We start from the raw sequence: 19,828 nt of genomic DNA on the forward strand, positions 1-19,828 counted from the left end.
ATCTTAAAAAAACGACTCCTTTGGGGTCGTTTTTTTTTGCATTTTTTTTGCCCAAGTTGTTACACTTTTGCCTTATTTTGTTGGCATTTTTCATGCTTTTGTTTTTAGCCTTAACATCCTTTTAAGGAGTATTTAGTGCCTCATGACGTAGATCTGATTATTTTACTTGCTGTTGGCTTTGGCTTGGCCCTGTTATTTGGCTATATTGCCGCACGCTTACATTTACCACCCTTAATTGGCTATTTAGTGGCTGGTATCTTAATTAGCCCCAATACCCCAGGGGTGGTCGGTGATATCGCACTTGCCAACCAATTGGCTGAGCTTGGCGTAATGTTTTTAATGTTTGGCGTCGGCATGCATTTTTCATTAAATGATCTCATGCAAGTCAAACGCATTGCCCTGCCCGGTGCCATTTTACAAATTGCGGTGGCCACGTTATTAGGAATTGGCGTTTCCATGATGTGGGGCTGGAGCTTTGGCTCAGCACTGATTTTTGGCTTGAGTCTTTCGTGTGCCAGTACCGTGGTGCTCCTCAAAGCCTTAGGCGATCGCGGTTTACTTGAATCGGTCAATGGTAAAATTGCGGTTGGTTGGCTATTGGTTGAAGACTTGGTCATGGTGTTGGCCTTGGTGTTATTGCCAGCAACTGCAGTGTTATTGGGTGGTCAAGCTATAGAGGGTTCAAATGATGAAAATATTTGGCTGACCCTTGGTATTACCTTAGTCAAAGTCATTGGCTTTATTGCCTTTATGCTGATTGTTGGTAAACGTGTGGTGCCATTTATTATGCAGCTTGTGGCACGCTTAGGTTCTCGTGAATTGTTTACCTTAACCGTGGTAGCAGCCGCAGTATCGATTGCCTTTGGTGCATATAAAGTTTTTGGCGTCTCGATGGCATTGGGTGCTTTTTTTGCAGGTATGGTGGTCAAAGAGTCTGACTTTAGTCACCGTGCTGAAGAAGAAACTCTACCACTACGTGAAATTTTTGCCATTTTGTTCTTTGTGGCGGTGGGGATGTTATTTGACCCACGCATTTTACTCGAACAACCGCTACACGTTTTAGCCGTGGTTGGCATTATCATGGTCGGTAAAACGATTGCTGCCATGGCATTGGTCTTATTTTTCCGCTATCCAATCAATACAGCCTTAACAGTTGGGGCATCACTGGCTCAAATTGGTGAATTTTCATTTATTTTAGCCGCGCTTGGCGTGTCTTTAGGACTATTGAGTTTAGAGGGTCAAAACTTGATTTTAGCTGGTGCGCTTATTTCCATTACCCTCAACAGCTTTTTGTTCTCTGCCATTGAACCGGTACAACGTTGGATTCGTGAGCGTTCATATTTGGCACGTTTACTCGAACGCAGCAGCGACCCATTGGCCATGCTACCCGATGAAGTTTCACAAGATTACTTACGTGATCAAGTGGTCTTGGTTGGACATGGTGAAGTCGGGCGCCGTATTACCCAAACCTTAATGCAAAATGACATTAAAGTGGTGATTGCTGAAGAAAACCGTGAAATTGTAGAACGCTTACGTGAAAAAGGCATTGCCGCTGTATCAGGCGTTGCCACCGAACCAAGCGTGTTAATTCAAGCACATATTCAACATGCGCGGCTTTTGGTACTGTCACCGATGGATATTGTCGATATTCATAAGATTGTGGATATTGCCAAAACCTTAAATCCACAGATTCAAGTGTTACTGTGTGCCGAGAGTAAAGAAGAAGCTGAAGTGATTCGTCGTGACAATATTGGCGATGTGTATTATGCCAAAGAAGAAATGGCCAATAATATGAGCGATCATATTTTAAACCAAATTCAATTGGCGCATCATCAAGCACCGAGTCATTAATTAAAAAACGCGCCTTAAGGCGCGTTTTTTTAGCTCATAAATTTAGGCTTTTCATCCACAATATGCGCTTGTATCTCTTTCATTTGTTGTTCAATCAAGCCAAATAAAGCCGCCTGCACCATGCTTTGTGCCACTATAGCCGTATGTTCACCCAATAAGGCTTTGACTTCATCATTAAATTGTATGGTCACTAAAGGCTGTGCTTCTGAACCTGCATTACGCAATGCCAATTCACCACTTTCAAGTTGAACCAATTCTAAAATGGCTTCTTGATTACCAAATAATTGCTTTAACTGTTCAATAGACATCGTTCCTCCATGGTCAACATGGTGGCAAACACCAAGACTTACATTGCTGACTGTAGGGTTAAGATTGGGTCAAAGCTTTAACTTACAAGTTAAAGCCTTAAAATTCTACCATCTCGTTACGAAAACCCTCAATCAGCTCGGTCAGCTCTTTATGCCACTCACGTAAAATATGCGTATCGGGCAACCATGCTTGTGGGCTTTGGGTCACTTTAATAATTAAATTTGAAGAAGTTTCATTTTCAGGTTCAGGTGCAGATGGCTCAGGTGCATACTGCGCTAAACGATAGGCACGTTTAAGCTCGGCAATAAAACCATCTTGAGCGAGTTGTTTAAGCACTACAATTTCAGGCGAGACTTGACCTTTAACCGCCATCGCCTCTTCAATAGATTTAAAGGTTGGCTGTGTTTCATTTAAACGATAATAACGGCTTAATTCTTGTAAAAATGCCAATAGTGCACCGTGTAAATGAAATACCGCTGCTTCACGTTGCGCTTGAGCATGTTGCATATGCTCAGTTTGTTCAGCGCTTTGGCAGGCAAGACGAGCAAAATACAGTTTTTGATTGGTACGGTCGGCATGAAAGCGCGCAACTCGAGACATGAGAGTTCCTTGAATTTTTTTAGATTTTGGCACTTCTAACTTAAAGGCTCTGCAACTATTTGACAATCAAATTCTATGAATGATCACAAGATAAGCGTTTTATTTTTCTCGAATTTAGCAAATTTTAAGCATAAAAAAAGGAGCAAATGCTCCCCTTTTATTTAAGCAGGTTTATCTTCTGCTGCTTTGACACGAATACCATGCCCATGTAAACGCAAAGTATTTAAGCCTTTGATGGCTTTAATCGCTTCACGTGGATTTGGCATTTCCACAAAAGCAAAGCCTTTTGATTTACCTGTTGCTGCATCAAGCACTAAGTTACATACATCCACTTTGCCGTATGCTTGGAATAATTTAAGTAACTCCGCTTCTTCAACCGTACGTTCTAAATTACGAACTAAAATTTTCATCTTACAACCTTAAAATAGGCAAAAAATACCAAAAAGCAGCTGCCTAAGTTACTTTTTGAATGGCGCAATAGGCGTAGTTTAATCGAGATTAATGCCAAAATCTAAATTAATCGACTGACGTTCAATTAATGCGCTTTTTACACTTTGCTGACGCGGACGTGCATGGGTTTGCATGTCACACAACAAATGACTGAGTTCATTGAAAAAATAGCTCTCCAGTTTACGCCCTTGCTCATCGACTTTAGTGACTGCCCAATGACTTAAATTTTGCTTGGTTAAAATTAATTCATTTTGCGCACGGGTCAGTGCCACATACAACACACGGCGCTCTTCTTCAATTTGGTCAAAATCACCTTGGGCGCGTGCATGTGGATATTGCCCTGCCGACACATTGGCCACATAACAGACCTTTTGCTCTGTACCTTTGGCAGAGTGAATGGTAATTAAAGTCACCACATCGGTGTCGGATTGACGCTCGATTTCAGAAATAGAAACCGGATCGAGCACATATTCTTCTAAAAATTCACTGAGCTGAGTGTGCTTATTGGCCAATTGTTTGACCAATTCAAAATCACCTTGACGTTTATGCCAATCTTTTTTGTAGTTATCACTTAATTGTTGTTCTAAGGCTTGCACCCCTAAAGTCACACAATGCTGCACCTCATGGCGAATGGCTTGCATTTGCTTCATGATTAAAATGGCTTGTAAGGGAACTTTGCCAAAATCTTCTAGCGCGCTAAATACTTCATCCATATTGCTCGCTTGCAACAACTTTTGGGCTAAACGGCTTGCACCAACATCCCCCACTCCCGGCCATAGGGTTAAAAAGCGCATCCACGCAATATCATCCATGGGATTGGCCACTGCTCGCAACAAGCTGATCAAGTCTTTCACATGCGCGGTTTCCAGCAATTTCATTCCACCAATAAAACGATAGGGCACATTGGCGGCAATACAAGCCGCTTCAATCGCACGTGCAGCAAAGCTTGAGCGCACCAACACCATATGATCACGCCACGGCGCATTGTTTAAAAAATGACGCTCTTTGATATCAATAGCAATCCATTTGGCTTCATCAAATTCATTGGGGAAAATATGCAGTTTAGGCTTAAGCCCAAGCCCCCGATACGCCTCTAAGCGCTTATCGTAATCAATAGGGCTACGCTCTAATAACCAATTGGATAAATCTAAAATTTCTTGGGTAGAGCGATAATTTTGTTCCAGTTTATAAATATGCGCATTGGGTACACGCTCTTTAAAATGATGAATATTTTCAAAGTCTGCACCACGAAAACCGTAAATGGATTGCGCATCATCACCTACACAAAACAATGAAATACGATCTTTTAGAGGTTCTAATAAAGCCCATTGTAGAGGATTCGTGTCTTGCATCTCGTCAACCAGCATATGTTGGCAAAGACCTGCCACGTAATCGACCAAACCTTCAGATTGCGCTAAAGCGGCTGCAACAATCGCCAAAATATCATCGTAGTCTAAAAAATTACGCTCACGTTTGCGTTTTTCATATTCTTGCATGATCTCGGCAATTTGCCCATGATACAGCTCAAATTCCGGCATATGCAGTTGTAAGGTATGCGAGAGTTTTTGTTGCGTATTACGTGTTAATGAATACACATCACAGAGATCTTTAGGCGCAGGCAGAGCATTGGGATTTTTTTTGTCATCTTTTCCACGGATTAAGCGAAACATCATTAACTGATCATCACGATCAATAATGGTGAAACTCTCTAAACCAAAGGCTTGTGGCACACGGCGCAATAAATACATACAAAAGGTATGAAAAGTAGATGCACGTAGACCTTTGGCCGCATCACCTAAAGCCAATTCTACCCGTGCCACAATTTCACTGGCTGCACGTCGGGTAAAGGTGAGAATTTGGATTTGACTAGCAGGTACGCCTTGCTCAATTAAATAGGCTGCGCGTGCCACAATGGTTTTGGTTTTGCCACAACCTGCCCCTGCCAAAACCAGACTATGCTGTGCTGCTGTCGTCGCAGCGTGTTTTTGTTGGGGATTTAATTCGTTAATTAAGGCATCTAAACTCATGGCATAGCATCTGTGGGGCATCATGCGCTATTTTAACAGAAATTCTTGATGTGCTATGGACAGCCATTTTGCTGTGGCTTGTTCTAAATACAGTGCTGCATTTTGCATTGCCTGTTCTTGACTTATACCTTTTGGATTAATCGACACAATGTCATGAAAACCTTGTGTATATAAATCTTCGATGCCCTCGCCGACTACACCTGCAAAGGCAATCACTGGAATATTAAATTGTTGCGCAAGCCGAGCGACGGCATAAGGCGTTTTACCCAAATGAGTTTGTGCATCAATTGTACCCTCACCGGTTAATACATAGTCGGCCTGTTGCATGTGTTGTGCTAAACCAGTTTGTTGGATTACAAACTCAGCCCCCGATTGTATGTGAGCACCACAAAAGGCCATGAGAGCAAAAGCCAAACCACCTGCTGCGCCTGCCCCTCGCTGCCCTGCCAAATCCTTGCCGACCACTTCGCTGACCTTACGTGCATAATGCGCTAAATTGGCATCAAGTTGTTCTACCATGGCAGGCGTGGCGCCTTTTTGTGGGCCAAAGATATAAGAGGCGCCTGTACGACCACACAGTGGATTGGTCACATCCGAGGCAATGATGAGCTCAATGTGCTTTAAACGTGCATCTAGGTGCGTCATGTCAATATCATCAATCTGATCAAGATTACCGCCACAGACGTGTAGCAATTGCCCTGCCTTGTCATAAAAAACTACGCCTAAAGCTTGTGCTAAGCCACTACCCCCATCATTGGTGACACTCCCCCCTAATGCAATAATCACCTTGTCTACGCCCAAATCAAGCGCGTGTAACAGCATTTGACCTGTGCCATAGGTAGAGGTCAGCATAGGATTACGCTGTTCAGGTTTAAGCAAAGCAATGCCATTGGCTTTGGCCATTTCAATAATCGCGGTTTTGCCTGCATCGGTTAGGGCAAAATAACTATCAATCTGTTGTTCAGGCAATGGGCCTTGTACCTGACAGGCAATTTTTTCTAACTTACACACCTGCATTAATGCATCCAGCGTACCTTCACCACCATCTGCCATAGGTACACAAATACATTCAGCCTGCGGCATGACCGAGCATATACCGCGTTGCATCGCATGGCAGGCCTGCATAGCCGTTAGACTTTCTTTAAAGGAGTCAGGCGCAATAACAAAACGTGGCATAGGCTTTTCCTCGTTGGCTCATTATTTCAGATATAAAAAATGCCGACTTTCGTCAGCATTTTTGTAGTTTAAGCTTCAACCCATTTGCCATCTTGATACACCAATGACCATTTGGTGGCTTTGCCTTCTGGCGTCTCAGAACCAATATATTGCGCTTGGTTTTTACGACTAAACTTCACCAAAGTTGGATGACCTTCTGGGTCTGTATCTGGCGCTTGCAAAATAAACTGATATTTTGGATCAAGCTGATCTGCCACAGTACGGATTTCGGCAACTTTAGGCGCGCGGGTTTCACGAATTTTCGGGAACTTACTCGCAGCCAAGAATAAACCTGCTGCACCATCACGTAACACAAAAAAGTCATCGTGCTTGGTTGAGCGTAAATGTTCCATTTTAATTGGATCAACACGTGGCGGCGCAGGCTGACCACTCTTTAACACTTTACGGGTGTTGTCACAGCTGTTACAAGCAAAGTATGGACCAAAACGACCGGTTTTAAGCTGCATTTCGCCATCACATTTGTCGCACGGAATGGTTGGACCATCGTAGCCTTTGATTTTAAACTCACCTTCTTCAAGTTCAAAACCATGACAATCTGGGTTATTACCGCAAATATGTAACTTACGCCCACCATCAATCACGTAGCTGTCCATGGCAGTGGCACAAATTGGACAACGTTTTTTCGAAAGTAAATCAGCAGTTTCTGCGGCTTCATCATCAGATAAGGCTGCCATTGACTCGACTGGCGTTAAGTTCAGCGTGCCTTTACAACGTTCTTTAGGCGGCAAGTTATAGCCCGAACAGCCCAAGAATACGCCCGTGGTACCGGTACGAATCTGCATGGGACGCTCACACTCTTTACAATGCACACTATCTACTTCAACTGGCAAATTACGGCGCATGCCGTCTTCACCTTGGGCTTTACCTAAACGCTGTTTAAAATCGCCATAGAACTGATTGAGTAAATCTTTCCAATTGTGTTGACCATCAGCGACTTTATCTAGTTGTCCTTCTAAATCTGCGGTAAAGGCATAATTCATCAGGTTGTTAAAGTTTTCATCAAGACGATCTGTGACGATCTCGCCCATCTTTTCGGCAAATAAACGACGGTTATCAAGTTTGACATAACCACGTTCTTGAATGGTCGAAATAATGGCTGCATAAGTCGATGGTCGACCAATGCCACGCTTTTCTAACTCTTTGACCAACGATGCTTCAGTAAAGCGTGCCGGTGGTTTGGTAAAGTGCTGTGATGGCTCAAGTTTTTCAAGCTTTAAGACTTCGCCCACTTTTACCGCAGGCAATAAAATATCGTCTTCAGCCTTATTGGCACCACGCACTTTGGTAAAGCCATCAAACACCAAAGTACGACCTTTGGCTTTAAATTCTACACCGTTAGCATCGGCTAAAATGGTAGAAGATAAGTACTGCGCTGAGGTCATTTGGCATGCCACAAACTGACGCCAAATCAGGTCATATAAACGCTGTGCATCACGCTCAACACCGGCAAGACTGTCGCCTTTGAGTGAGACATTGGATGGACGAATCGCTTCATGGGCTTCTTGCGCACCGGCTTTATTGCCATAACGATTTGCTTGTTCTGGCAAATATTGAGTGCCATATTCCGCTTCGATATGACCACGTACCATGCTCACAGCATCGTCACTTAAAAAAGTTGAGTCAGTACGCATGTAGGTAATAAAGCCACCTTCATACAAACGCTGCGCCAACATCATGGTTTTCTTCACAGAAAAACCTAAACGGGTGCTGGCAGCTTGCTGTAGGGTTGAGGTGATATAAGGTGCGCTTGGATTAACCTTGGTTGGTTTATCTTCACGGCTCACAACTTTATATTCGGCTTTTTCAATCAGTTTAAGTAAACGATCAGTTTCAGCTTGATTACGCAGTTTTAAAGTTTTGCCGTTTTGTTTAACCGCTTCTAAGCGAATAGGATCTTGGCTGGCTTGCGTATCTGCAAACACTTGCCAATATTCTTCAGGAATAAAAGCACGAATCTCACGTTCACGCTCAACGACTAATTTTACCGCCACCGATTGCACACGACCTGCCGATAAACCGCGGGCAATTTTTTCCCACAGTAATGGCGAAATCATAAAGCCCACCACACGGTCTAAAAAACGACGCGCTTGCTGTGCATTGACTTTATTAATATCTAAACGTGCTGGATGCTTAAACGCTTCTTGAATAGCATTCTTGGTGATTTCATTAAACACCACACGTTGATAACGTGACTCATCACCACCAATCACTTCTTTTAAATGCCAAGCGATGGCTTCCCCTTCACGGTCCATATCCGTAGCCAGATAAACTTCATCGACTTCTGCGGCAAGTTTTTTAAGCTCAGCCACTACATTTTCTTTGCCCGGTAACACCTGATATTGCGCTTGCCAATCGTGCTCCGGGTCAACGCCCATACGGTTGACCAAGGCACTTTGTGCTTTAAGGGCTTTTTCTTCATCCGTTAATTTAGTACGCGTTGCCGGTTTTTTCTCAGTTGTTTTAGCACCACCACTGGTCGGTAAATCACGTACATGACCCACAGATGACTTTACAATGTAGTTACTGCCTAAATATTTATTGATTGTTTTCGCTTTTGCAGGCGACTCCACAATCACTAATGCACGCTTTTTCGCAGCATCAGAAGTTGCTGTCGCGCTTTTGGATGTGGATCGAGGAGCGTTCGCCATAATTAAACCGTCTTACTAAAGATAAAAAGTTAAAGTTGTGCCAAAGATTCAAGCCAAGCCTTGATCTCTTCGATTTGAGAGCCTCTAAGGTCTGCTTCTTCTTCCCAATAGAGTCCTACACAGTTGGCCTGCATATCAATAGCATAAATGCCTTTTAATGCAACGTCTAAACCTTGGAATTTTTCATCACCATAGACAACCTCAAGTTGTTGCTCAACCACACGTGCACGCATCAGCGGCAAACGTGCATTGGGTAACAAGATGCTGTAATACGCCACCATACTGGCACGATTTTCAGTTGCCATTGGGATTTTTGTCCAATCTGGTGCAGCCACAAGCCGTGGATGTAAGCCAATTTTACGGGCTTTTTCGCGTATTAAGCCTAAAGCCTTTTCTCTTGGACTGACGCGTAGACCAAATATTGATCCCATCACGAACACGACTACAAGAACAGCAATCCAAATTCCAATGTTATCCATAGCTCAACCTTTATGTTCTATTATTAGAGTTGCATAAGCTGAATATAAAAGGCAAGTGGCTCGTTAGAATTTAATTGGCAATTAAAATATTGTGATAACTGATTTTTCTGTCATTAATCACCACCAGTCCATATTTTGTGAGTAATTCAAGTGCAGGCTCAATGTCAGTTTTAGGCAAAAATTTGGCCAGTAACGCTTCAAAACTGGCTTGATATTGAGGTTTTTTGGCAGGGTGATCTAAAAAATATTATTGGATAGGTAAACAGATTTTTTTCAACTGATTTTCAATAGCTAAAATCTCTGATGTTTCAGCCGTTTCAGCCGTTTCAGCCGTTTCAGCCGTTTCAGCCGTTTCAGCCGTTTCAGCCGTTTCAGCCGTTTCAGCCGTTTCAGCCAAATGTGCTAAATTTTGCAAACACTTCGCAATAGCTGTGCTTTGATATTGCAGCTTATTTTCAGTGATTTTAATGACTTTAATTTTTTTGAGTTCTTCTATTACTACCTTGGCCACGGCATCATCACACTTAAGGTTGGCTTTAATAGAATTAATTAAAGTGTCTATTTTTGCAGGCTGTGAAAAAGTAGCTTTAGCCAAATTCAGACAATACTGATACATATGTCGATCAATATCAGTATGCGCTTTGATTTCTTTACAAATATGTGCTGCGACCAAGGGCTTTTCATGAATAATTTTTGCTTCAAATTTATTCATTTTGAGTAGATCAACCACGTATTGCATGGAGTGATCATTTGACATCACATCAAATGAAACATCTTTTTTAATTTGTGCTGAAAGCTGGCCTGCAATAAATGCTAAACCAAAATCTGCAGCATCTTTGCCCACTTTAGGCATCTTCATAATTTGAAGTTTGCCATTGGTGATATAGGGTGCAAGGGCCACCAAACCATCTAAAGAAAAATTCACGGGAGATTTAGCATAGATTAAATACACATTTAAATATTGTTTTAAATATTTGATTAACTCTTGCTCTGTTTTGTGTAAATTTTCGATATCAAGCAATAGGATTTTTTTCATGCCACCTCCCCCTTAGGTTTAATTTAAAAACATTTCATGGCTATACACCACTTCATGCCCATTCCAATAAATATAGCCTTTTTCAATCAGTTCTTTAAGCAGCATACGAATATCAGCTTTGGGGAACATTTGTTCCAATAAATCACGTAACTCATAAATATCTTTAGGTTTATTGTCTTTTAATTGACGCAAACGACGCGCCACTTCAACTTGTACAGGGTCAATGGTTGCAAAGTTTTTAAATAATTCTTGTTGTACTGTTTGAATTGAATCCTGAGTTGGCACAGCATTTTTGCGATCTTTAACAAGCGGTATTTCATGCTCTAAACGTGCACATGCTGCATCTAAACTTGCAACTTTGGCGGCATCAGGGGTATCGGTATTAAGCTGTAACCATTGTTTTAAGACTTTTTTACGAAAATAAATGTGCTCACGGTCTTGTTTGACTAATTTTAAATTAATCAGCATACCCACCAAATGTTGGGCTTTTTCAGGTGCAATTTTCAGTACGTTGCCAAGCGAATTTTTTAATTTTTCTAGCGTATTGGGCTTACCGCTCATTTTGGCTAAAGCTTCGCAATATTGCTTCACCAATTGCAATTTAGGCTGCTGTTGAATACGCGTTAAACTTGGTACACGAATACTATTGCTGGCTTGAGTGGGTTGTGGAGCTTCAATTTGAATAAGATGTGCACTAATCTCAGAACTTTGCAGTAATTCCAATAAAATCGGGCTTGAATCCATAGCCGAGATAATTTCTACATGGGTGTCTGGAGCTAATAAAGCCATGAGCTGACCCACCAGCATGGCATATTGATATTCTTTATATTCAGCTTTTCCTACTTCTAAAATCACCACTTGACCACTACTGATCCAAGCTGCAAATTCAGTTAAATCATCTAGAGCAAATTCAAATTTTCCTGTGCTATTAAATACATAGATCACAGGGTAATGCTGCACAATTTCACGTAATAAAGACAGCGTAGGTGGGTTATTTTCAAGGTCAAGTAAAACGGCTTTATCAGACATAAGGGCTTATAGGTGATCAGAAAATCACATGATTACAACCATAAGCCCTCCAAAGGTCAAATAAAATCTGCGCCTTTATTCAAATCTGCGGCTTAATAATGTGGTGGACGGTCAGCTACAGGGTCAAACGTGGCAATACCATCGGATAAATCAGAAGATTCTACCCGTTGATACAAAAGCTGCATTTGTTTTTTTAAATCAGCCAGTTCTAACGCCTGATGTGCTACTTGATCATTGAGCTGATCAACTAAATCGTCTAAAAATGCAATTCGCACTTGCAAATCTTCAATGGGTGCGGACAATGACGCTAGATCATTTAGATTTTGTTGTTTAGTCATTTAAAGTCCTCATTTGGGATTTCAGGAAACATTATGGCCTATATTACTATAAGGGATGTCCAACTTGCGTTTGGTGGACCTGCCTTGCTCGACGGCGCGAATTTTAACTTAGAACGCGGCGAACGAGTCTGCTTGATTGGGCGTAACGGTGAAGGTAAGTCTACTTTACTCAAGCTAATTGAGGGAAGTTTATTACCCGACAGCGGTGAAGTTTCCCTGCAAAATGGTGTCACAATTTCAATGTTAGCCCAAGACGTACCAATGGATTCAGGTCGCGTGGCAGATATTGTGGCAGACGGTGCAGGTGAAGCAGCGCAAGTGTTACGTGACTATCATGCGGCAAGTGAATCGTGTGTATTGGGTGATATGGATGCCTGCGATCGCATGGGTCACTTACAACACCAAATGGATCAACTCGACGGTTGGGCGCTGGAGACCAAAGTCAACTCGATTTTAAGCAAAATGGGGCTTGACCCAGAAGCTGACCTTGCCGATTTATCTGGTGGTCGTAAACGCCGTGTTTTATTGGCGCGTGCTTTATTGACCCAACCTGATGTGTTGTTACTTGACGAACCAACCAACCATTTGGACGTTGAGAGTATTGAATGGTTAGAAAAATTCTTGCTTGATCAAAACAATTTAACTTTATTGTTTATCTCGCATGACCGTTCATTTGTAGATAGCATTGCCACCCGTATTGTCGAACTTGACCGTGGTACTTTGCGTAGCTATGACGGTAACTATTCGCGTTATCTTGAGCTTAAAGAACAGCAAATGGAAGCCGAAGAAAAGCAAAATGCGTTGTTTGATAAGCGTTTAGCTGAAGAAGAAGTTTGGATTCGTCAAGGCATTAAAGCACGTCGTACCCGTAATGAAGGTCGTGTGCGTGCTCTAAAAGAACTCCGTGAGCAATCCAAAGCACGTCGTTCACAACAAGGTAAAGTGGCAATGGCCACCCAAGATGCCAACCGTTCAGGTAAAGTGGTCTTTGAAATTGATAACCTCAGTGTACAATTTGGTGACAATGCACCGATTATCAAAGATTTCTCAGCCTTGGTGTTACGTGGCGACCGTATTGGTTTAGTCGGCGACAATGGTGTGGGCAAGACCACGCTCATTAAGGCCATTTTAGGTGAACTTGAGCATACAGGTGTGGTTAAAACAGGCACACAGCTTGAAGTGGCCTATTTTGACCAATTACGTAATGCGCTGGATCTTGAAAAATCAGTTAAAGATAACGTGTCTGAAGGTTCAGACCATGTAGATGTTAACGGCAGCCGTCGTCATATTTACAGCTATTTACAAGATTTCTTATTTAGCCCAGAACGCGCACGTACCCCTGTAAAAGCTTTATCGGGTGGTGAGCGTAACCGTATTTTATTAGCAAAATTACTGCTTAAACCATCTAACTTAATTGTGATGGATGAGCCAACCAACGATCTGGACATGGTGACCCTTGAGTTACTCGAAGAGATGCTCGGTGGCTATAAAGGCACCTTGTTGCTCATCTCACATGACCGTGCCTTTATGGACAACGTTGTGACCTCAACTTGGGTATTTGATGGTCAAGGCAACATTGATGAATACATCGGTGGCTATCAAGACTATCTAGAACAACGCCCTGACCAAACGGCTGTCGGCTTAAAAAGTGATGCCAAAAAAGCCGCTGCTAAAGCTCAAGCGGCAACTGCTGCACCTAAAAAAGTTAAACTCAGCTATAAAGATCAACGTGCTTTAGAGCAATTGCCTGCCGAAATGGAAGCACTTGAAAAAGAGCAAGCAGAGATTAACGCACAATTAGCAGATGGTTCATTGTTCGTGTCTAATGCTGAGCAAGCTATGAAACTGTCTAATCGTTTAACTGAAATTGATGTGCAATTACTTGAAAAGTTAGAACGTTGGGAAGAGCTTGAGAATTTAACCAAGTAACTTTAAAGCCTAAAAAGCCGCTATATGCGGCTTTTTTTATGCTTAAACATCAGAGCTTTTTATTTTTTAAATTCGTTAAGTTTACATATTGATAGAAACATTTTAGGTTTGTGTATTTTATCGTGGCACCTATGATCATCAGCTTGGCAATTTGCATTTTGCTTTAACCTTCATGCTAAACTGCCAAACTTGTTTGGTTATCTTCAGCGCTCATGAGTCAAAAACAGCATTATCCATCGGGTAAATTTCAGTGGTCTTTTCTGCTGCCACGTTATTGGGGCATTTGGATTGGTATTGTCTTGCTGATGATATTGGCGATGTTGCCGTGGGCACTGCAACAACGCCTTGCTCATGTGCTGGGTCGCGTTGCCTTCAAACAGCTTAAATCACGCCGTAAAACCACTTTACGTAATTTAGAACTATGTTTTCCCGAATGGTCGCGCCAAGAACGTGAGGACAAGGCATGCCAAGTGTTTATTGACCAAATGCTGGGGATTTTTGAAACCTTAAATGCTTGGTATAGCCCAAAATGGTTTGCTGGACGGGTCACCATTGAAGGCTTAGAGCATTTACAAGCAGCCCAAGCGCGTGGTCAAGGCGTGTTACTCTTAGGCACGCACTCAACATTACTCGATGCTGGCGGCTATGCCTGTGCGCAGTTTTTTGAACCCGATGTAGTGTATCGTCCGCAAAACAACCCACTACTAGATATGCTGATTTATCGTTGCCGCGCCACGATTTACCAACATCAAATTGACCATGATGATATGCGTGGCTTAATCGGCCATTTAAAAAATGGACGCGCCATTTGGTACAGTCCAGATCAAGATTTTGGTTTAAAGCAAGGGGTCATGGCGCCATTTTTTGGCGTACCTGCCGCGACCGTCACTGCACATCGTCGCTTAATGAAAATGACCCATGCCGCAGCGATTCCACTTTATTTTTATCGTTATGGTGATATCGCCAATCCGCAGTATCATATTATCTTGCAGCCCCCTTTGCAGAACTTCCCAAGCGCTGATGAAATCGCTGATGCGACCCTGACCAATCAAATTATTGAAGCAAATTTACGCATCGCACCAACGCAATATATGTGGTTCCATCGTCGTTTTAAAACTCGCCCACAAGGCTATGACAAAATTTACTAAAGCAGAGAAATACCCATGAAAGTCATGCAATTATTACCCGAGCTCAATAGCGGTGGCGTAGAACGTGGTACTTTAGAAATTGCTCGTGCTTTAGTACAAGCAGGTCATCAATCTGTGGTGGTGTCACATGGTGGGCGTTTAGTCACCGAATTAGAGGTTCAAGGTTCGCGACATTGCACCCTTGCAATTCATAAAAAATCGCTGTCGAGCTTATGGCAGATTGGTCCATTACGTCGGTTAATTTTGCAAGAACAGCCCGATATTGTGCATGTGCGCTCTCGTGTGCCTGCTTGGTTGACCCATTTTGCTCTCAAAGGTATTCCCAAAGCTAAACGCCCACACTTGATTTCAACCGTACATGGCTTTTATTCCATTAATCGTTATAGCCAAATTATGACTCAAGCTGAAAAAGTCATTGCAGTATCTGACAGCGTGGTGGATTACATTACCCAAAACTATAAAAACTGCCCACCACAAGATATTGTACGCATTTACCGCGGTATTGACGCCAATGCTTTCCCGCATGGTTATATGCCAAGTACTGAATGGCAAGAGCAAATATGGCAAGATTTTCCTGCGCTCAAAGATAAATTTTTGATTTGTCTGCCGGGTCGTATTACCCGCTTAAAAGGTCATGAAACTTTAATTGCGCTGATGCAACAGCTTAAAAGGGAGTTTCCTCAAGCACATGCTGTGGTGGTCGGTGGGGCAGATCCGAAAAAATTGGCTTATTTAGATGAGTTAAAAACCACCATTGAGGTACAAGGTTTAACTGACTGTATTACGTTTGTCGGGCATCGCTCGGATATTCGCGAATGGCTGGCCATCTCTGATTTGGTACTGTCTTTATCCAATCAAGCAGAAACTTTTGGACGTACTATATTAGAAGCGTTGTCGGTCGGCACGCCAGTGGTGGGTTGGCAACGCGGTGGGGTGGCAGAAATTTTAAGCCAACTTTATCCGCAAGGTTTAGTGGCAGTTGATGATCAAGTCACTTTATTAAAAAAAATCCAACAGCATATTCAAACGCCACAGCAAGTTGCACCTGTCACTCAGTTTAGTTTAGACGATATGTGTCAACAAACGTTGGCTTTATATGAAGAAATTCTAGAAAACTAATTAAGTCAAAACCCGAGTTCTACATCCTGTAAAACTCGGGTTTTATAAGGTTGTGCTTGCAATATTATTGTTGTTTTTTATTGTTTGGTCATCCAGACCTGACATCAAATCCATGACGTTTTATCCTACAGCTTGGTCTTCCTTAGTGGGATGATCCGTTCCCATGTCCATCTGCTGTTAAACTTAGATTAAGCCAAAGCAGATCGCTTGGCTATTGGCACCTCACCTCATGTTGTGTACGCCAATGCTTACATTAAGGGTTTTTAGTACCATCTTTATAGTCTTGGGCAATTTCATCGGTCACGATCTTCTCCTCACGTTCTGCTTTGGCAATACCCTCTTGAATGGCTTGCTGTGCCTCTTGTTCATCGGCATCGGTTTGTTGTAGTTCTTGTTGAATATTCTCAAAAATTCGTCCGGTTTGCAGTACCACATACACAGGAAAATGATCTGAACCCATATGTGGCAAACGCTGCATATCCACTAAAGCAAAATCGGTGCTGTGAAAAACATGATCGAGTGACCAACGTAACAGTGGGTAATCGGCATGAAAGGTGTTGACATATTTACGCCCAACCCGTGGGTCAAGCAAGCCACTAATGCGTTGGAACAAACGCGTGGTACGTGACCATGCCACATCGTTTAAATCGCCCATCACAATACAGCTTTGATCTAGGTCTTTAATTTGATCACCCACAATTAAAAGTTCCGCATCACGCAAGGTGGAATCTTTGGCTTCGGTTGGACTTGGCGGTTTTGGGTGTAGGCAATACAGCTCCACCTCATGCCCTGAACGCAAGGTCACTGTGGTATGAATAGAAGGAATTTCATCGCTTAAGATAAATTTTACTTCGCTATCTTTTAACGGCAATTTACTATACAAATGCATGCCGTATAGATTATCTAACGGCACAGGCACACGATACGGATAGTCTTTTTCAATCACGGCCAATTGATTTTGCCATGTTTTATCTGTTTCTAAAGTTAAGACGATATCGGGTTGATATTTCTCGATTTCTTCAAGCAATAAATGATATTTTTTATTGGGGGTCAATACATTAGACACTAAAAGCGAGATTTGCTTTTCACGGTCAAGTTGCTCAGGACGTACACTGGCGACCTGTTTTTTCCACACAAAAGTATAAGGCAACACCATTTTTAGCTGATAGGCCAGTGCCGCCATCAGCAACAGTAAAAACACATAACGGGTGTTATTCCATTCACCCGACCAAAATAAAATCCCAAGTAATGCTGCAAAACCTAAGCATAAAATTTGTAAGCGCGGAAAATCCGCCCCACGAAACCACCATTCATCACGAGGGATCAATGACCAAAAACTGAGCCAAATCACCAAGCCTGCTACTATTTGAATCCACAGCATGTATCCCTCTCCTTTTTTGATATTCTTAAATTTTTAGCCACTTATAAATTTATATCAATTTTGCATGTAACATAAACAAGATATACTGGACAATATTGTTAGTGTTTTGCTGATGTAGCTCTTGCAGTTCAACAGCCTTTTGATACACTCGAATCCCTTTTAGATTTTTAACGCACCGAGGCAAAGTGACATGAAAGTAGGTCTGGTCGGTTGGCGCGGGATGGTTGGTTCCGTCCTTATGCAACGTATGGTTGAAGAAAACGATTTCGCAGATATCGAACCGTTTTATTTCTCTACCAGTAATGCAGGGGGTCAAGCGCCTGCGTTTGGCGGTAAAACTGCCCCAGCACTTATGGATGCGACAGACATTAATAGTCTTAAGCAAATGGATGTCATTATTACCTGTCAAGGTGGTGACTATACTTCGGAAGTTTTCCCAAAGCTTAAAGCTGAAAACTGGAATGGTTACTGGATTGATGCGGCATCTACACTACGTATGGATGACGAAGCGATCATTGTGCTTGATCCGGTCAACATGAACGTGATTCAAGATGGTTTAGTCAAAGGCACAAAAACCTTTGTGGGCGGTAACTGTACTGTATCATTAATGCTGATGGGCTTAGGTTCACTGTTCCAAAATAACTTGGTGGAATGGGCAACTTCAATGACCTATCAAGCAGCATCGGGTGCTGGCGCGCAAAACATGCGTGAATTGATCACAGGTATGGGTTATTTATATAACAATACTAAAGATTTGCTTGATGACCCACGTTCACCAATTTTAGACATTGACTCTAAAATTGCACAATTACAACGTGGCGAAGGTTTCCCATCAGCAAACTTTGGTGTGCCACTTGCAGGTTCTTTGATTCCGTATATCGACAAACAACTTGAAAGCGGTCAATCAAAAGAAGAGTGGAAAGGTCAAGTTGAAACCAACAAGATCTTAGGCAACCAACAGATCGTACCAATTGATGGTCACTGTGTACGTATTGGTGCAATGCGTTGTCACTCTCAAGCCATTACCTTAAAGCTCAAAAAAGATGTGCCTTTGAATGAAATTGAGGACATGATTCGTCAGTCTAGCCAATGGGCGAAAGTGGTACCAAACACTCGTGAAGCATCTATGACTGATCTTACACCTGTAGCTGTGACTGGCACATTAACAGTTCCAGTCGGTCGTTTACGTAAGATGAACATGGGTAAAGAATACCTAGGTGCATTTACAGTGGGTGACCAATTACTTTGGGGTGCTGCTGAGCCATTACGTCGTATGTTACGTATCCTCATTGAATATAAAAATGCTTAAAGTCTGTTAAGTAAACAAGAAGCCGGTCACATTGATCGGCTTTTTTGTGTCTAATCTGTTACTCTTTCATATTATTGAGTAAACTTAACTCAAGTTGAGTATGAAGAAAGACACAGAATGAATTTTTATAATAAATTTAAACTCACTTTATTTAGCTGTCTCGTTTCACAGCAAAGCTATGCATTAAATCTGATGCCAATTGATGTTCAATCTACACCGGGGGAACTGTTATATGCCGAGATTAGATTTCAGCATGCCGATGTCACACAACCATTACGTGTCAGTTTAGCCTCAGTTGAAGATTTAAGATATTTAGGGGTCAGTCATCAACCACCTGGGCATTTAAACTTTTTTGTGCGTCAATCAGGGCAAAATACAGGGGTGATTACCATTACCTCATCACGTCCTGTGATTGAAACGGAATTAAATGTTGTGGTGAAAATACAACATGCAGGTAGTACACGTTTACAACACATTAAAACACGCTTGGCTGATTTTAAAGCAGAATCCAATACATCACAGACCGAAAAAAAACTCGTCCCGATTAAAGTGCTACGCGAAGAAGAAATTCCGCTGACTTTAGCCACATCAACCCAATATCAAGCAGCTGATGTCAAGGTGCAAGAACGTCCTTTAGCGGTCAGTCATGCTCCTCCGCCTTTATTGCAAGGCACGGCTTTAACTACACAAAACAATCCTCCAGTTGTCTCTGATGTTAAAGCGCCAGTTAAATTCAAAGATGAGCCTAAAGTGGCTGCAGCACAAGAACAGGTACTCATGGTACAAAAAGTTGCACCACCGCCATTAGCAGCTCAAGTGAGTGCAAGCACTACTCAGGGCGTAGAGAAAATTTTGGCTGCTTCTGCTTCTGCTTCTGCTTCTGCTTCTGCTTCTGCTTCTGCTTCTGCTTCTGCTTCTGCTTCTGCTTCTGCTTCTGCT

16 protein-coding genes and 1 pseudogene are annotated in these 19,828 nt (G+C 42.3%); 6 read left to right on the top strand and 11 right to left on the bottom strand.

Annotation, left to right across the window (positions count from 1 at the left end):
• Positions 1-135: 135 nt before the first annotated feature.
• Positions 136-1,851 carry a cation:proton antiporter gene (locus Q0Z55_RS08380; RefSeq protein ID WP_297426962.1) on the top strand — a complete coding sequence of 572 codons (1,716 nt, stop codon included), beginning with the start codon at positions 136-138 and terminating at the stop codon, positions 1,849-1,851.
• A 29-nt stretch (positions 1,852-1,880) separates the two neighbouring features.
• Here Q0Z55_RS08380 and Q0Z55_RS08385 read toward each other — a convergent pair whose 3' ends face one another.
• The 10 genes from Q0Z55_RS08385 to Q0Z55_RS08430 all read right to left on the bottom strand — a co-directional run bounded on the left by Q0Z55_RS08385 (position 1,881) and on the right by Q0Z55_RS08430 (position 12,003).
• On the bottom strand, positions 1,881-2,159 hold the full coding sequence (locus Q0Z55_RS08385; protein ID WP_297426965.1) for a hypothetical protein: 279 nt from the start codon (positions 2,157-2,159) through the stop codon (positions 1,881-1,883).
• Between the two features lie 97 nt (positions 2,160-2,256).
• On the bottom strand, positions 2,257-2,760 hold the full coding sequence (locus tag Q0Z55_RS08390; RefSeq protein WP_297426968.1) for a DUF6586 family protein: 504 nt from the start codon (positions 2,758-2,760) through the stop codon (positions 2,257-2,259).
• 161 nt (positions 2,761-2,921) lie between these two features.
• The gene (locus tag Q0Z55_RS08395; RefSeq protein WP_297426971.1) at positions 2,922-3,170 is read right to left on the bottom strand and encodes an RNA-binding protein; all 249 of its coding nucleotides are present in this window, start codon (positions 3,168-3,170) and stop codon (positions 2,922-2,924) included.
• Between the two features lie 78 nt (positions 3,171-3,248).
• The gene (locus Q0Z55_RS08400) at positions 3,249-5,237 is read right to left on the bottom strand and encodes an ATP-dependent helicase (RefSeq protein WP_297426975.1); all 1,989 of its coding nucleotides are present in this window, start codon (positions 5,235-5,237) and stop codon (positions 3,249-3,251) included.
• Between the two features lie 27 nt (positions 5,238-5,264).
• The gene (locus Q0Z55_RS08405; protein ID WP_297426978.1) at positions 5,265-6,413 is read right to left on the bottom strand and encodes a glycerate kinase; all 1,149 of its coding nucleotides are present in this window, start codon (positions 6,411-6,413) and stop codon (positions 5,265-5,267) included.
• Between the two features lie 68 nt (positions 6,414-6,481).
• Positions 6,482-9,121: a type I DNA topoisomerase gene (topA, locus tag Q0Z55_RS08410; protein WP_297426980.1), complete on the bottom strand. Its 2,640-nt coding sequence runs from the start codon at positions 9,119-9,121 to the stop codon at positions 6,482-6,484.
• Between the two features lie 29 nt (positions 9,122-9,150).
• Positions 9,151-9,600, bottom strand: coding sequence for an ammonium transporter (locus tag Q0Z55_RS08415; protein ID WP_297426982.1), 450 nt, complete (start codon positions 9,598-9,600; stop codon positions 9,151-9,153).
• Between the two features lie 247 nt (positions 9,601-9,847).
• A complete protein-coding gene (locus Q0Z55_RS08420; protein ID WP_297426985.1) occupies positions 9,848-10,636 on the bottom strand; it encodes a PIN domain-containing protein in 789 nt (262 codons plus the stop codon).
• An 18-nt stretch (positions 10,637-10,654) separates the two neighbouring features.
• A complete protein-coding gene (locus Q0Z55_RS08425) occupies positions 10,655-11,665 on the bottom strand; it encodes a hypothetical protein (RefSeq protein WP_297426988.1) in 1,011 nt (336 codons plus the stop codon).
• Positions 11,666-11,757: 92 nt separating this feature from the next.
• Positions 11,758-12,003, bottom strand: coding sequence for a SlyX family protein (locus Q0Z55_RS08430; RefSeq protein WP_297426991.1), 246 nt, complete (start codon positions 12,001-12,003; stop codon positions 11,758-11,760).
• Positions 12,004-12,036: 33 nt separating this feature from the next.
• Here Q0Z55_RS08430 and Q0Z55_RS08435 point away from each other — a divergent pair, with 33 nt between their 5' ends.
• From Q0Z55_RS08435 to Q0Z55_RS08445, 3 genes are all read left to right on the top strand, one after another.
• Positions 12,037-13,932: an ATP-binding cassette domain-containing protein gene (locus tag Q0Z55_RS08435; RefSeq protein WP_297426994.1), complete on the top strand. Its 1,896-nt coding sequence runs from the start codon at positions 12,037-12,039 to the stop codon at positions 13,930-13,932.
• A 212-nt stretch (positions 13,933-14,144) separates the two neighbouring features.
• Entirely contained in the window at positions 14,145-15,080 is a 936-nt protein-coding gene (gene lpxL, locus Q0Z55_RS08440; RefSeq protein WP_297426996.1) for an LpxL/LpxP family Kdo(2)-lipid IV(A) lauroyl/palmitoleoyl acyltransferase, read from the top strand.
• A gap of 15 nt (positions 15,081-15,095) precedes the next feature.
• Entirely contained in the window at positions 15,096-16,199 is a 1,104-nt protein-coding gene (locus Q0Z55_RS08445) for a glycosyltransferase family 4 protein (protein ID WP_297426999.1), read from the top strand.
• 253 nt (positions 16,200-16,452) lie between these two features.
• Here Q0Z55_RS08445 and Q0Z55_RS08450 read toward each other — a convergent pair whose 3' ends face one another.
• Positions 16,453-17,580 (bottom strand): endonuclease/exonuclease/phosphatase family protein, encoded by a 1,128-nt coding sequence (locus Q0Z55_RS08450; protein WP_297427002.1) that lies wholly within the window; start codon positions 17,578-17,580, stop codon positions 16,453-16,455.
• A gap of 190 nt (positions 17,581-17,770) precedes the next feature.
• On the opposite strand from Q0Z55_RS08450, the gene asd reads away from it, so the two are divergent.
• Together asd and Q0Z55_RS08460 are read left to right on the top strand one after the other, a co-directional pair.
• Complete coding sequence (asd, locus tag Q0Z55_RS08455; RefSeq protein ID WP_297427005.1) at positions 17,771-18,889, top strand: aspartate-semialdehyde dehydrogenase; 1,119 nt, start codon at positions 17,771-17,773, stop codon at positions 18,887-18,889.
• A 117-nt stretch (positions 18,890-19,006) separates the two neighbouring features.
• A pseudogene (locus Q0Z55_RS08460) lies at positions 19,007-19,828 on the top strand (hypothetical protein); the annotation flags it as partial.

This window comes from uncultured Acinetobacter sp., from assembly GCF_947626835.1.
Taxonomy (GTDB): Bacteria; Pseudomonadota; Gammaproteobacteria; order Pseudomonadales; family Moraxellaceae; genus Acinetobacter.